This window comes from Bacillus sp. C1, from assembly GCF_054570475.1.
Map to the genome: position 1 here is coordinate 1,076,956 of NZ_JBTMZT010000001.1, position 12,856 is coordinate 1,089,811.

Annotated in this window: 15 protein-coding genes; 10 read left to right on the forward strand and 5 right to left on the reverse strand. The window is 36.0% G+C overall.

Features of this window, described 5'->3' with window-relative positions; all coding sequences use genetic code 11:
• Positions 1 to 5: 5 nt before the first annotated feature.
• Positions 6 to 1,247 (forward strand): MDR family MFS transporter, encoded by a 1,242-nt coding sequence (locus ACX5JI_RS05770; protein WP_459500105.1) that lies wholly within the window; start codon positions 6 to 8, stop codon positions 1,245 to 1,247.
• Positions 1,248 to 1,403: 156 nt separating this feature from the next.
• On the opposite strand, the gene ACX5JI_RS05775 is transcribed toward ACX5JI_RS05770, so the two are convergent.
• Both ACX5JI_RS05775 and ACX5JI_RS05780 read right to left on the reverse strand, forming a co-directional pair.
• Positions 1,404 to 1,784: an Hsp20/alpha crystallin family protein gene (locus tag ACX5JI_RS05775; protein WP_459500106.1), complete on the reverse strand. Its 381-nt coding sequence runs from the start codon at positions 1,782 to 1,784 to the stop codon at positions 1,404 to 1,406.
• Between the two features lie 147 nt (positions 1,785 to 1,931).
• Positions 1,932 to 2,075, reverse strand: coding sequence for a small acid-soluble spore protein P (locus ACX5JI_RS05780; RefSeq protein WP_000414451.1), 144 nt, complete (start codon positions 2,073 to 2,075; stop codon positions 1,932 to 1,934).
• A 117-nt stretch (positions 2,076 to 2,192) separates the two neighbouring features.
• On the opposite strand from ACX5JI_RS05780, the gene ACX5JI_RS05785 reads away from it, so the two are divergent.
• Together ACX5JI_RS05785 and ACX5JI_RS05790 are read left to right on the forward strand one after the other, a co-directional pair.
• Positions 2,193 to 2,456, forward strand: a complete 264-nt coding sequence (locus ACX5JI_RS05785; protein WP_459500107.1) for a hypothetical protein — start codon at positions 2,193 to 2,195, stop codon at positions 2,454 to 2,456.
• A gap of 47 nt (positions 2,457 to 2,503) precedes the next feature.
• Positions 2,504 to 3,229 (forward strand): polysaccharide deacetylase family protein, encoded by a 726-nt coding sequence (locus tag ACX5JI_RS05790; protein ID WP_459500108.1) that lies wholly within the window; start codon positions 2,504 to 2,506, stop codon positions 3,227 to 3,229.
• 34 nt (positions 3,230 to 3,263) lie between these two features.
• On the opposite strand, the gene sspO is transcribed toward ACX5JI_RS05790, so the two are convergent.
• Positions 3,264 to 3,413 (reverse strand): small acid-soluble spore protein SspO, encoded by a 150-nt coding sequence (gene sspO / locus ACX5JI_RS05795; RefSeq protein ID WP_006095643.1) that lies wholly within the window; start codon positions 3,411 to 3,413, stop codon positions 3,264 to 3,266.
• Between the two features lie 292 nt (positions 3,414 to 3,705).
• Between sspO and acnA the strand changes: the two genes are divergently transcribed.
• On the forward strand, positions 3,706 to 6,429 hold the full coding sequence (acnA, locus tag ACX5JI_RS05800) for an aconitate hydratase AcnA (protein WP_459500109.1): 2,724 nt from the start codon (positions 3,706 to 3,708) through the stop codon (positions 6,427 to 6,429).
• Positions 6,430 to 6,585: 156 nt separating this feature from the next.
• The gene (locus ACX5JI_RS05805) at positions 6,586 to 8,223 is read left to right on the forward strand and encodes an ABC transporter ATP-binding protein (RefSeq protein WP_459500110.1); all 1,638 of its coding nucleotides are present in this window, start codon (positions 6,586 to 6,588) and stop codon (positions 8,221 to 8,223) included.
• A gap of 52 nt (positions 8,224 to 8,275) precedes the next feature.
• Here ACX5JI_RS05805 and ACX5JI_RS05810 read toward each other — a convergent pair whose 3' ends face one another.
• The gene (locus ACX5JI_RS05810; protein ID WP_459500111.1) at positions 8,276 to 8,602 is read right to left on the reverse strand and encodes a YmzC family protein; all 327 of its coding nucleotides are present in this window, start codon (positions 8,600 to 8,602) and stop codon (positions 8,276 to 8,278) included.
• A 404-nt stretch (positions 8,603 to 9,006) separates the two neighbouring features.
• Here ACX5JI_RS05810 and ACX5JI_RS05815 point away from each other — a divergent pair, with 404 nt between their 5' ends.
• The 5 genes from ACX5JI_RS05815 to tlp all read left to right on the forward strand — a co-directional run bounded on the left by ACX5JI_RS05815 (position 9,007) and on the right by tlp (position 11,467).
• Positions 9,007 to 9,582, forward strand: coding sequence for a redoxin domain-containing protein (locus ACX5JI_RS05815; RefSeq protein ID WP_459500112.1), 576 nt, complete (start codon positions 9,007 to 9,009; stop codon positions 9,580 to 9,582).
• A 114-nt stretch (positions 9,583 to 9,696) separates the two neighbouring features.
• Complete coding sequence (locus ACX5JI_RS05820; RefSeq protein ID WP_459500113.1) at positions 9,697 to 10,644, forward strand: 3'-5' exonuclease; 948 nt, start codon at positions 9,697 to 9,699, stop codon at positions 10,642 to 10,644.
• Positions 10,645 to 10,812: 168 nt separating this feature from the next.
• The gene (locus ACX5JI_RS05825; RefSeq protein WP_459500114.1) at positions 10,813 to 10,956 is read left to right on the forward strand and encodes an FbpB family small basic protein; all 144 of its coding nucleotides are present in this window, start codon (positions 10,813 to 10,815) and stop codon (positions 10,954 to 10,956) included.
• 43 nt (positions 10,957 to 10,999) lie between these two features.
• Positions 11,000 to 11,134, forward strand: coding sequence for an acid-soluble spore protein SspN (gene sspN, locus ACX5JI_RS05830; protein ID WP_003199081.1), 135 nt, complete (start codon positions 11,000 to 11,002; stop codon positions 11,132 to 11,134).
• Positions 11,135 to 11,242: 108 nt separating this feature from the next.
• A complete protein-coding gene (gene tlp / locus ACX5JI_RS05835) occupies positions 11,243 to 11,467 on the forward strand; it encodes a small acid-soluble spore protein Tlp (RefSeq protein ID WP_459500115.1) in 225 nt (74 codons plus the stop codon).
• Between the two features lie 15 nt (positions 11,468 to 11,482).
• Here tlp and ACX5JI_RS05840 read toward each other — a convergent pair whose 3' ends face one another.
• Positions 11,483 to 12,775 carry a glycoside hydrolase family 18 protein gene (locus tag ACX5JI_RS05840; RefSeq protein WP_459500116.1) on the reverse strand — a complete coding sequence of 431 codons (1,293 nt, stop codon included), beginning with the start codon at positions 12,773 to 12,775 and terminating at the stop codon, positions 11,483 to 11,485.
• Positions 12,776 to 12,856: the final 81 nt, after the last annotated feature.

Genomic DNA, 12,856 nt, shown 5'->3' on the forward strand with positions numbered 1-12,856 from the left:
TTAGGATGAGAGGAAAGTTACAACACGTCCATCCGCTTGGGATGAGTATTATTGTAGGAACTTTATTTGCTAGGTTTGCCACTTCAATGAGCATTCCTTTTCTAGCAATTTATTTGACAACTGTAAAAGATATATCAGCTGCAATGACAGGTGCCATTATTGGAACGAGTGCATTAGTTGGAGTATTTGCTAGTTTTATTGGTGGGAATTTATCAGATCGATTTGGTCGTAAAACAATTATGATATGGTCCATTATTGTTTGGATTTTTGTATTTATCGGATTTTCGTTTGCAGACCATGTTTTAACGTTCTTTTTATTAAACGCATTAAATGGCCTATGTCGTTCTTTCTTTGAACCGACGTCAAGAGCGTTATTATCTGATTTAACGAAGCCGGAGTATCGCTTACTTGCATATAATTTACGATATGGTGCCATAAATATCGGTGTGGCAATAGGACCGCTTGTAGGGCTACAAATTGGAAGTGCAAAATCAACACTCCCCTTTTTAATAGCGGCTGGAGTATATGTTGTATATACGGTAATATTGGCAATGCAATTTAAAAAATATCAATTGGATGAAAAAACAATGGATATAATAGAGCCTGTGACGATGATGAACGCAATTCGTATTTTAAGAAAAGATATTGTTTTCTTGGTTGCATTAGTTGGAATTATTTTGAGTAACAGTGGATTTTCCCATTTTACAACAACAGTCTCTCAATATTTTGCGAACTCTGATGTATTTAAAGATGGTGTAACACTATTTTCATATATGCTAACATTAAACGCGATTACAGTAGTGATTATACAATACCCTATTATTCAAATTTGTAAGAAGTATACACCACTTGTATCAATTATGATTGGCACACTATTTGTTAGTGCGGGATTGATTGGTTTTGGAACGGGAGAATCAATAAGTAGCATTGTTCTTTATACGATTATTTTCACAGTAGGAGAAGTATTGATGTTTTCAATGACAGATGTATTTATTGATGATATTTCAGCTCCAAACCTAAAAGGAACCTATTTTGGAGCAATGGGGTTTTCTGGAATTGGTGGTGTAATAGGTCCTTGGGTTGGAGGAATATTATTAGATTATTACGGATATCAAAATGGTTTTGCTGTATTTTTAATATTAGCTATCTTTTCAGTTGTTTCTTTTCCCATTTTTTTATGGACAAGGAGTTTATTATCTAAAAGAAATGGCACTAGAAATTGTAATATAGAAGTTGGAGTGAAATAGTAGTTGATAATCAGTCTTTATTAAAAAAGTAATGTTATTATACAGCATGAAAGGACAGTAGAGCTTTTACTGATGGGGATTTCCCGATATAAGATTAAAGAAAAGGGTAAGAAAAGTTAGCGAGTAACTTCCTTACCCTTGTTTTTGTATACGCTTTTAATTTGAAAAAAATACTTGTTTCTCATGTTGATTGGCAACTTCAGTTTTTGAAATGTGTATAGCAAGAAAACCATTTTCTAAACAGGCTAGCATCTTTTTGTAGATGATGTTAGTAGGTAAAGAAATTGTTCGTTGTAAGGGTGGATTGTTATGAAATACATGAATTGTTAGGCCTGTCTCTATCTTATTTATAAGAACATTTTGTTCTGAAACAGTAAGGACATCTGTTTCTAAAATGTATTCTGCTTCTGTTTCACAAAGATCAATATGGATGTGATTAGAAAAGCTGAAGTTGTCGTAGGAATCAGAACAAAATTGGTCCATCCATTCTTCAAAACCGTCAACACGAAAAAGACAATTTTTCTTTTTCTTGTCCATGTAAGACACCCTCCGTAAAATCTCAATTCATACTATGTATGATATGCATTAAGAAATTAGAGGTGAAGAATTAACGAGAAAATAGGGTGATAGAAATATTGTAATTAACTTATGTGAAAAGGGCAATGCATGTGCATTGCCTTTTTCTTACATATCATGGTGTGCGTGATTTTTTTGTCTAGAATGATTACGATTTTTTACTTTATGCGAGCCACTTAAAGGTTCAGGTTGCCCAGAAGGCTGTCCTTTTTTTGTATTTTGACGAATAGACTTACTATTATTTTTTTCCATGTTGCGTGGCACCTCCCTTTCATATTTAGAATGAGAGAACTTTGTAAATTTATACGAGAATGTTTTTGTAAAAAAGGGTAAAGATAAATGAGACTAACTACAGAAAGGGGAAAGCATATGCCGTACCATAAAGATAAGCAGCAGGCTTTTCAAGCAGCACAACAAGGAGTCGTACAAGCTGAAAATTTATACAACAATATTGTGAAAAATGATCCGAATTATGGTCATGATTTAAAACATTTACGGCAAGAAGTTCAAGAGGCATATGAACAAATTCAAAATGCACTTGAAGTAGCATCTGAAACGCAACGTCCACAACTGGAGCAGTATGAAAGTAATTTACAAAACATTATGCGAGATGTGGATCAATTAGATGGCTGAACAGGTTGTTGTATGATTTCAACAACCTGTTCTATTCTGGAGTCAATATGCTGACAAGAAAAATTTCTGTCATAATTATTTGTTTTATTTGTGTGGTACATATATTCCGAGTGGACAAAGCGGAAGCAAAAATGTTGATGAGAAAAGAATTAGAGCCTACGGGTTATGTAACATGGGAAGTGCCAAATGACGAGAAAATAATTGCAATTACGTTTGATGATGGCCCTGATCCCACATATACTCCACAAATATTGAAGTTATTACGTCAATATAAAGCTGAGGCAACTTTTTTTATGATTGGTTTTCGAATTCAGCGGAATCCGTATTTAGTTAAGCAGGTGCTGAAGGAAGGTCATGAAATTGGAAATCATACGATGGATCATTTATATGCAAGTAGTGCATCTGCTGAAAAATTAAAAGATGATATTTTAGTGGGGAAACAATATTTGCAAAAATGGGTGAAGGAGCCGCTACTTTTTCGTCCACCAGGTGGATATATTAATGATGCGGTATTTTCGACAGCAAAAGAAGCAGGGTATCAAATTGTATTATGGTCATGGCATCAGGATCCGAAAGATTGGGCAAATCCAGGTACTGAATCTATTGTGAAACATGTCGTAACAAACGCAAAGAGTGGAGATATAGTATTATTGCATGACGGTGGAAGTGATCGGAGTCAAACGGTCGCCGCGCTAGAAAAAATTTTGCCGGCGCTTCAAAAGCAAGGATATCGATTTGTGAAAGTTTCTGAACTGTTGCGTTATAAACACTAAAAGTCCCAAAAGGTATATCTTTTGGGACTTTTCATTACTGATTCTTTTTGCGTTTTTTATTGTTTTGACGCTGCGCGGGTGTCAGTGGTTCGTTTGCAAACTCCTCATTATAACCAGTACCTTGCCCTTGTGCTGATGCAGCATTCATTCCTGGAATCACATGATTTGCTTTACGTTTGCCCATTTATTTTCACCTCTATAATATTTTTTATAAAACAAATAATGCATCGTTCCCTACATGTAGGAACAGAAAAGAAAAGCCTCAAAGGACAGCTTTACTTTATGGTAATAGTATTCATAAGGAGAACGAAGGTTATTCAAAATTCCAGAGATAAAGAAAACTTATGATAAACTATAAGTTTCTTATTATTTACTTATTTAGAAAGTTGTAATAAGATATTATCGTAAGGTATTGAAAAGTTTGTCTACATTTTATATTCAGACAACTCAGTTACGTTTAACAGGGGGGAAACATAATGGTCAAACATAATCCATTTCAATCTCGTGAAACATTTGAAGTAGATGGAAAAACGTATCATTATTATCAATTGAAAGCGCTTGAAAATGCAGGGGTTGGCAACGTATCACAATTACCATATTCAATTAAAGTTTTACTTGAATCTGTACTTCGTCAAGTTGATGGACGTGTAATTACAGAAGAGCATGTTACAAATTTAGCAAAGTGGGGAACAAAAGATGTTCGAGATATCGATGTTCCATTTAAACCATCTCGCGTAATTTTACAAGATTTCACAGGTGTTCCAGCTGTTGTTGATTTGGCTTCACTTCGAAAAGCAATGGCGGATATGGGCGGGGACCCTGATAAAATTAATCCGGAAATTACTGTAGACCTTGTAATCGATCACTCTGTACAGGTTGATAGAGCGGGTACAGCAGACGCGCTTGAATTCAACATGGACTTAGAGTTTAAACGTAATGAAGAACGTTATAAATTTTTAAGCTGGGCACAAAAATCATTTGATAATTATCGTGCAGTTCCGCCAGCAACAGGTATTGTACACCAAGTAAACCTTGAGTATTTAGCACCAGTTGTTCATGCGGTGAAAAATACTGAAGGCGAATTAATGGCATACCCAGACTCATTAGTTGGAACAGACTCTCATACTACAATGATTAACGGTATTGGCGTTCTTGGATGGGGCGTTGGTGGTATTGAGGCGGAAGCGGGAATGCTTGGACAACCATCATACTTCCCGGTACCAGAAGTTATTGGTGTTAAATTAACTGGTACACTTCCAAGTGGTACAACAGCAACAGACGTCGCTTTAAAAGTAACGCAAGTGTTACGTCAAAAAGGTGTAGTTGGTAAATTTGTTGAATTCTTCGGTAACGGGTTAAAGAGTATGCCACTAGCTGATCGTGCAACAATTTCAAATATGGCACCAGAATACGGGGCAACTTGTGGATTCTTCCCAATTGATGAAATTTCATTAGACTACTTACGTTTAACAGGAAGAGACGAAGAACAAATTCGCGTTGTTGAAGAATACTGTAAGGCAAACGGTTTATTCTATGCAGCAGATAGCAAAGATCCAATCTATACAGATCTTGTTGAAATTGATTTAAATACAATTGAATCTAACCTTTCAGGACCAAAACGTCCACAAGATTTAATTCCACTTTCAAATATGAAAGATGAGTTCCATAAAGCAGTTGTGGCACCAGTTGGAACACAAGGGCTTGGATTCAACGAACAAGAATTTGATAAAGAAGTGAAAGTTGTATTAAAAGATCAAGAAGTAACGATGAAAACAGGTGCAATTGCGATCGCTGCGATTACGAGCTGTACAAATACATCTAATCCATATGTATTAATTGGTGCAGGTTTAGTTGCGAAAAAAGCAATTGAAAAAGGTCTCAAAGTGCCTGGTTATGTAAAAACATCATTAGCTCCAGGATCTAAAGTTGTTACAGAATACCTAGATAAATCAGGCTTAACAACATATTTAGATCAATTAGGATTCCAAACAGTTGGTTACGGCTGTACAACTTGTATCGGGAACTCTGGTCCATTGGCATTAGAGTTAGAAGAAGCAATTGCGGCAAATGACTTATTAGTAACATCTGTTTTATCTGGTAACCGTAACTTTGAAGGGCGTATTCACCCGCTTGTAAAAGCGAACTACTTAGCATCACCGCCACTTGTTGTTGCATATGCGCTTGCAGGTACAGTTGATATCGACCTGAAAAATGATGTAATCGGTACAGATACAAACGATAATCCGGTTTACTTTAACGACATTTGGCCATCAGCGAAAGAAATTGAAGAAGTGGTTCAAAGCGTTGTAACATCTGAACTGTTCAAAAAAGAATATGCACAAGTATTTAACAGCAATGAACGCTGGAATGAAATCCAAACTTCAAATGAAGCGTTGTATACTTGGGATAATGACTCAACGTACATTCAAAATCCACCGTTCTTTGAAGGTTTATCAAAAGAACCAGGTGAAGTGGAAACACTTTCAGGTTTACGTGTAGTTGGTAAATTTGGAGACTCTGTAACAACAGACCATATTTCGCCAGCAGGTTCAATTGGTAAACATACGCCAGCGGGCCGTTATTTATTAGAAAATGGCGTACAGCCAGTTGACTTTAACTCTTATGGTTCTCGTCGTGGTAATCATGAAGTTATGATGCGTGGTACATTCGCAAACATTCGTATTAAAAACCAAATCGCACCAGGAACAGAAGGTGGATATACAACTTACTGGCCAACTGGTGAAGTAACATCTATCTATGATGCTGCAATGAAATATAAAGAAGACGGTACAGGACTTCTTGTCGTTGCTGGTAAAGATTACGGTATGGGAAGCTCTCGTGACTGGGCTGCGAAAGGTACAAACCTTTTAGGCATTAAAGCAGTTATCGCAGAAAGCTTCGAGCGTATTCACCGTAGTAATCTTGTATTAATGGGCGTATTACCACTACAATTTAAAGATGGCGAAAGCGCAGAAACATTAGGTCTTGTTGGTAACGAATCATTTGAAATTCAAATTGATAAAACAGTTAAACCACGTGACCTTGTAAAAGTAGTTGCAATCACTCCAGAAGGAAATGAAAAACAATTTGAAGTAGTAGCACGTTTTGATAGTGAAGTTGAAATTGACTACTATCGTCACGGTGGTATCCTGCAAATGGTTCTCCGTGAGAAAATTGAAGAGTCTAAGGTGTCAAACTAATTATATGTAGCAATAAAGAAAAGTTGAATATTTCCAATTTAAATGAGGGGGCTAACTAATGTTAGCTTCCTTGTTTTATGTGAAAAGAAAGGAAAGGGATGAAGTCATATGGCTTCATCCCTTTCCTTTTCTTATATAACAATAGGAGGTCTCACAATGAAAGAATATAAACGACTTTTCGTTCCGCTGTTACAAGAGAAACTGTTACTTATTGTTTCAATATGTAGTGGGATGTTAGCAGCTGCTATGAATGTATCTAGGCCATTGTTAATGGGACTCATTATAGATCGACTTATGCAAAAACATATAGAAGAAGTGTATATATACATTGCTTTATTTGTAGGAAGTAGACTGATTACATGGGGGAATTCGTTATTGTTTGATTATGTATGTTCCAAGGGGAGTCAACGTATATTACGAAAACAACACATAGCATTGTTATATCATTTTTTATCGTTACCATTTGCGGAAAGTGAGAAGGTAAAACAAGGAGAGCTAGAAACGTTAGTTGTTTCTGATATCCCGAACTGGGCAAGGCTATACGAATCGGTGTTAATAGAGTGCATTCATGCGATAGCTCAATTTATTGGAGCGTTAATAGCGTTTCAACACATTGATATACAGTTTGTATGGTTGACTATTCCATTTTTGATTGCGAGTGCGACTATCCCGATGTTTATGGTGAAAAAAGTAAGAAAGATGGCTAGTATAGCTCAAATGAGTCATTCAAGTGTTGTAGAAACAATATCAAGATTCGTAAAAGGTATCCAAGATTTACGTAGTTTAAGAGGGGAAAAATGGGCAGTAAAGCAATTTGAAGAGGTAACATCACATTCTTATAAATCAGAAGTGAAAAAGATTATGATGCAAAGATTCATAGGAGTGATGGGAACAGCGATAGAAACAGGGGCATATATGATTGTTCTTATTGTAGGAGCACAGAAAGTAATAAAAGGGGAAATGGAAGTTGGATCACTGGTTGCCATATTAGCCACAATTGAGATGTTGTTTTTTCCTGTTCGTTATGCGAGCGATCTATTAATGATGACACAAGTTTCAGTTGCTTCTGCCAATAGAGTATGGCGTTTTTTAGATAGGCCTATTGAAACGGTGGCTGAAGAAAGGGGGACGGGTATTGAGGTAATAAATGCTTCTTTTAAAAATTTGTTAATAAATGTACAGTTACAAATTAATCCTGGAGAGCTGATTGCGATTGTGGGGGAAAGTGGTGCAGGGAAAACGACATTATTGAAATTATTAACAGGGTTATATAAACCAACAAGTGGAGGTGTGGAGTACTATGGTGAAAAAGGGAAGATGACGAGTGTGTGGCAGGAACCACGGTTATTTCGGGCAACGATAAAGGAAAATTTAATCTTTCAAAGCGATGTTGCGGAAGAACAGTTAAAACAGAGTATGGAGATTGTGAATGCAGGAACAATCATAAAAAAATTACCGAACGGAATGCAGACTATACTAGAAAGGGAAGGTGAAAGTTTTTCGGGCGGGGAACGAAAACGTCTAGCGCTATGGCGAGCAATTGTATTAAAACCGAACGTAGTTATTTTAGACGAACCTACTGCGGGCCTGGATCCAAATAATCAAGAAATCGTTTGGAATATGATTAAAAGTTTAGGGAGAAATGTAACAAGAATTGTAGCGACACATGATAGGAAACATGCGATGGAGGCAGATCGGATTGTTGTAATGAAAAAAGGGCGGGTTGTGGAATTTGGAAAGCCCCAAGAGCTGCTAAATCGTAATTCATTATTGAAAGAAATGTTGATGAAATAACTTTTAAACTTTAAGAAACCAGGGATTGTGTGCAGCCCTGGTTTCTTAAAGTTCATTCTGCTTTATTCAGTTGATATTCATAGGACTTTGGATTCTCAGTATTGAATTCTTTTACTAATGTAATTTTATTTGTGTCAGGGTTATATTTGAAAATTTTGATTGTATGTCTATCGTCAGTAGCAGGATTATGTTCTTGTAAAGCGAATGTATTTTCGGCAATTTGTGTCATATTACTAGTTGGTATATCAACTCTTGGAGGATCATGATTTGTAGAAACTTCAATAACTCTTTCTTTGTTAAAAAATATAAGGACTAGAATTAAGATGACTAAACAGATGCGCATATAGCGTAGTTCTTTACTAATTGGGTGCTCTCCCATAGTATTCATCCTTTCTGTGAGTAGTTATGTTATGAACTAGGGGAAATTGTCGGCGAATAAAAGGTTATATATCCGAGTACAGTGAAGAAAATAAGTGATGCCATAGCTGTATAAATACAAATGCGACCTACTTTTCTTTTTTTTAGGGTCTTTATAAGATGGAGAAGTTAAGTGTATATTGTAACCAATGGATAGTGTTTTTTTTAAAACGCAATCAGCCTCCTAAAACTATTTGTATTCCTACTTATAGGATAAAATAGAAATAATTTCTTGAATATATGAAATTTCTGTTTATTTTTAAGGAGAATATTTCCAAGGTTGTCCGTATAAGCTACAATAAAGTAAGTATAGTCATTGTTTTTTGAACGATATAGTCAAGGACTCAAACTATAAGGGTGATGTATATGTGGCGGAAATTTACGGTTATTATCATTTTGCTTTGTTTAGCTGGTTACGCAGTATATGTGCAATTTGGAAAAAATGAAGGACAAGTAAGGAAAGAACCGGTAAAAAGTGAAGAAACGATGAAAGGGGTCATCGCAAAGAATGGAATTGAGGTAGGGAAGGTCGCACCAGATTTCGAGTTATCAAAATTAGATGGTGCAAAGGTGAAATTATCAGATTTGAAGGGGAAGAAAATCATCTTAAATTTTTGGGCAACATGGTGTGGTCCTTGTCAGCAGGAAATGCCGGATATGGAAGCTTTTTATAAAAAACATAAAGATGATGTAGAAATACTTGCTGTAAATTATACGGTTTCCGAAGGTGCCAATGGGGGAGAAAAAGTGAAAAAGTTCGCGGAAGAGAAAGGTATCACCTTCCCTGTTTTACTTGATAAGGATATAACTGTTACGACAACATATAAAGTGATTACCATTCCAACTTCTTATTTTGTGGATACAAAAGGTGTGATTCAAGATAAGTTTATCGGACCGATGACTCAAAAAGAGATGGAGAAGCGAAGTGCAAAACTAAAATAATGTTAAGAAGACAGAAATGGTAAAAGGCCATTTCTGTCTTTTCTTTTTCATCAAATAGCTTGTTCGTGATATGATAAAAGAAATTGTAACGATAATAATTGAGGAGCGTATGTTGTGAGATATTTATCATTGCCAGAAGACTATGTTGTGATTGACTTTGAAACGACAGGGTTTAATCCTTATAACGATCGGATTATTCAAGTAGCAGCGGTAAGGTACCGCAATCATGAATTAGCAGATCAATTTGTTTCTTTTGTAAATCCAGAACGGCCTATCCCTAGCCGAATTACGAGTTTAACAGGGATTACAAATTATCGTGTTTCGGATGCGCCAACGATTCAGGAAGTTTTGCCTTTGTTTGTAGCTTTTTTAGGTAATGATACAATCGTTGCGCATAATGCTTCGTTTGATATGCGTTTTTTAAAGAGTAATGCAAATATGCTTACATTGCCAGAGCCTAAAAATATCGTAATCGATACCGTGTTTTTAGCGAAAAAATATATGAAGCATGCCCCAAACCATAAGTTAGAAACTTTAAAAAGAATGCTTGGTATTCGTTTAAGTTCTCATAATGCTTTGGACGATTGTATGACATGCGCCGCTGTGTATCAAAAATGTGCAATCATGCAAGGGGAAGGCCAAAAGAAAACGAAAAAAGAAACAATTGAAGAAGATGCAGTGTATGCATTAATAAAAAAAATGCTTGTGAAACATAATCGTGACATAGAGTGGGTTCGTCATGTGAATGTTGGAAGTTATCTAGAGATAAAGGCTTTTTATCCAGTTGTAAGATTAAAGGTAAAAGGGCGGAAGAAATATGTCTTAACCGAAAAGACGGAACAAGAAATAGTAGAGGCATATCCGAGTTTGAAATGTGAACCGGCTTTAAAAAGTGAAGTAGGTATAACGAGAATTATGGTTGAAAGTCTAGAAGATTTTGTGAAGCTAGAAAATTACATTTTAGAGGTTTATGATACAGTGATGCAAGCACTGAATGAGTATAAAGAAAATAAAGTGAATGCAGATGAAGAAATTGAGAAGTATTTAAGTATAATGAAATAATAAAAATGCTCAAAAATCCATCAGTTATTAAAGTAATGCTGATGGATTTTTTTATTTGCAATAAACTTTTCTTTACTAAAACATAAAATTTTCTTGCAAATCTGATTAAAGAGTTTTTCATTTGCTCATACTGACTAATAAGAAAGAGCAGGAGAAAGGATGAGCAACATGAGACGAAATCGTAGGAAAACATTTGAGGAACTTGTGAGGGAAAATAAGCAGCAACTGCTAAGCGATCGTGATGCAATTGAACGAATTGAGGAACGGATTGAAAGGCGTTATGAAATGCAACTTCTTAAGCAGGCTGAATAATTCTTACCACTAGTATGATACTAGTGGTAAGGAGGCGAGTAGTATGGGAAATCCAAAAAAGAATTCTAAAGATTTTACACCAGATCATATTGGAACGCAGTCAAAAAAAGCTGGTGGAAATAAAGGGAAGCAAATGCAAGACCAAACAGGGAAACAACCGATTGTTGATAACGGTTAAAGAAAAGGAGAATGTTTTCATTCTCCTTTTCTTTATGTGCATACATAATCTCATTCGTTTTTGGAAAGCTAATCGGGTATGTATATCTTAATTTAGGAGGGAAACAGCATGCCAGAACAATACAATTCGAATCCAGACGATCGCAGTGATAACGTAGAAAAACTACAAGAAATGGTGCAAAATACAATTGATAATTTCAATGAGGCAAAAGAAACAGCGGCACTTTCGAATGAAAAAGATCGCGCTGCAATTGAAGCGAAAAATCAACGTCGTTTAGAAAGTATTGATTCATTGAAAAGCGAAATAAAAGATGAAACTGAATATAATGGATAAAAGGGCTGATAGTTGTCAGCCCTTTTTTGTGATCGAGAAATTTTCTGTAAGTAAACGCCAGTTTTGCGGGAAAGGAAGCCCGATTTTCCAATAACTAATTCCGCGTATGCCTTGTTCTTTTATTAAATTAAATTTACTTTGAACAGATCTGGCATCTTCAAACCATACTTCATGCTGCACACCATTTTCATCAAAATAATTAAAGTGTGGTGCTTGCGCTGTGAAATCATAACGAATTGGAACATTATATTTACGAGCAAGTGCAACGGCTGCGACAGAACTAACTGCTTTTGCTGGTGGATTCCCTTCTTTAAAGGGAAGCTTCCAGTTGAAACCGTATAAATTTTGTCCCATCATAATTTTTTTGGGTGACATTTGAGATTTTGCATATTGAATGACCTGTTTTACAGGACCGATAGGAGAGATAGCCATCGGTGGTCCGCCTTGCCATCCCCAGTCATATGTCATAATAACGACGAAGTCAACAATTTCTCCTTGTGCTTTATAATCATGCGCTTCGAAAAACTTCCCTTTTTGTTTGGAACTAGTTTTTGGGACAAGTGTTGTACTTAATGTATAACCTTCCGGTAGTCGTGTTTTTACATTTCGTAAAAATCGATTGTATGCTTCGCGATCTTCTGGAGCAACATTTTCAAAATCAAAATGAACATCACGCATATTATATTTTTTAGCGGTTTCTAGAATATTAGTAATGAATTTATTTTGAACTGTCGCATTTCGTAGAAGAATAGAGGTTACTTCAGCGCTGAAATTCCCGTTCTCAATATTTGTAATCACAAGCATTGGAATCGTTTGACCTTGCATGGCGATTTGAGCAATTCTTGCAGTTTCAGTAGGCTCTTTTAACGTTCCATCGCGCAATGCTTCAAAGCTAAAATAGGCTAAATAGGTGAGATAAGGATTGATGGCCCGCGTAGCAGCCACTAAACTTTCTTTAATTGGGATGGTAGAAGGTTGTAAGTAGGCAATAGATTCTATCGTCTGTTTGGAGCCTTTTGGTACATATAATTGTTGACCAACATGGAGAGTGGATTTTAAAGATAAATTATTAACTTTTGCTAAACTCGCAAGAGGAACGTTATATGTTTGCGAAATTCGATAAAGGCTGTCCCCAGGTTGTACGTAATAATTATTTCCTCTTGTATTTACAATGAGTGCCTGACCGACAACGAGAGTTTCAGCTGGATTTAAGCCGTTGTCTTTTACGATTGTGTCGGGGGTAGTGCCATATTTAGATGCTAAACTATATACGCTATCGCCGCTACGAACGGTTACAATTTGAATCATATACTCGCCCCTTTCGGTAAAAAGATCCACCGTTTCTATTTTATTTTTGATTTCACTGTATTATGATTAAATATATGCGAG

Bases quoted from the DNA above. Each gene is read 5' to 3' on its own strand.
- ACX5JI_RS05770 (WP_459500105.1), top strand. From the start codon at position 6: ATGAGAGGAAAGTTACAACACGTCCATCCGCTTGGGATGAGTATTATT.
- ACX5JI_RS05775 (WP_459500106.1), bottom strand. From the start codon at position 1,784: ATGGACAAGAAAAAGAAAAATTGTCTTTTTCGTGTTGACGGTTTTGAA.
- ACX5JI_RS05780 (WP_000414451.1), bottom strand. From the start codon at position 2,075: ATGGAAAAAAATAATAGTAAGTCTATTCGTCAAAATACAAAAAAAGGA.
- ACX5JI_RS05785 (WP_459500107.1), top strand. From the start codon at position 2,193: ATGCCGTACCATAAAGATAAGCAGCAGGCTTTTCAAGCAGCACAACAA.
- ACX5JI_RS05790 (WP_459500108.1), top strand. From the start codon at position 2,504: ATGCTGACAAGAAAAATTTCTGTCATAATTATTTGTTTTATTTGTGTG.
- sspO (WP_006095643.1), bottom strand. From the start codon at position 3,413: ATGGGCAAACGTAAAGCAAATCATGTGATTCCAGGAATGAATGCTGCA.
- acnA (WP_459500109.1), top strand. From the start codon at position 3,706: ATGGTCAAACATAATCCATTTCAATCTCGTGAAACATTTGAAGTAGAT.
- ACX5JI_RS05805 (WP_459500110.1), top strand. From the start codon at position 6,586: ATGAAAGAATATAAACGACTTTTCGTTCCGCTGTTACAAGAGAAACTG.
- ACX5JI_RS05810 (WP_459500111.1), bottom strand. From the start codon at position 8,602: ATGGGAGAGCACCCAATTAGTAAAGAACTACGCTATATGCGCATCTGT.
- ACX5JI_RS05815 (WP_459500112.1), top strand. From the start codon at position 9,007: ATGTGGCGGAAATTTACGGTTATTATCATTTTGCTTTGTTTAGCTGGT.
- ACX5JI_RS05825 (WP_459500114.1), top strand. From the start codon at position 10,813: ATGAGACGAAATCGTAGGAAAACATTTGAGGAACTTGTGAGGGAAAAT.
- sspN (WP_003199081.1), top strand. From the start codon at position 11,000: ATGGGAAATCCAAAAAAGAATTCTAAAGATTTTACACCAGATCATATT.
- tlp (WP_459500115.1), top strand. From the start codon at position 11,243: ATGCCAGAACAATACAATTCGAATCCAGACGATCGCAGTGATAACGTA.
- ACX5JI_RS05840 (WP_459500116.1), bottom strand. From the start codon at position 12,775: ATGATTCAAATTGTAACCGTTCGTAGCGGCGATAGCGTATATAGTTTA.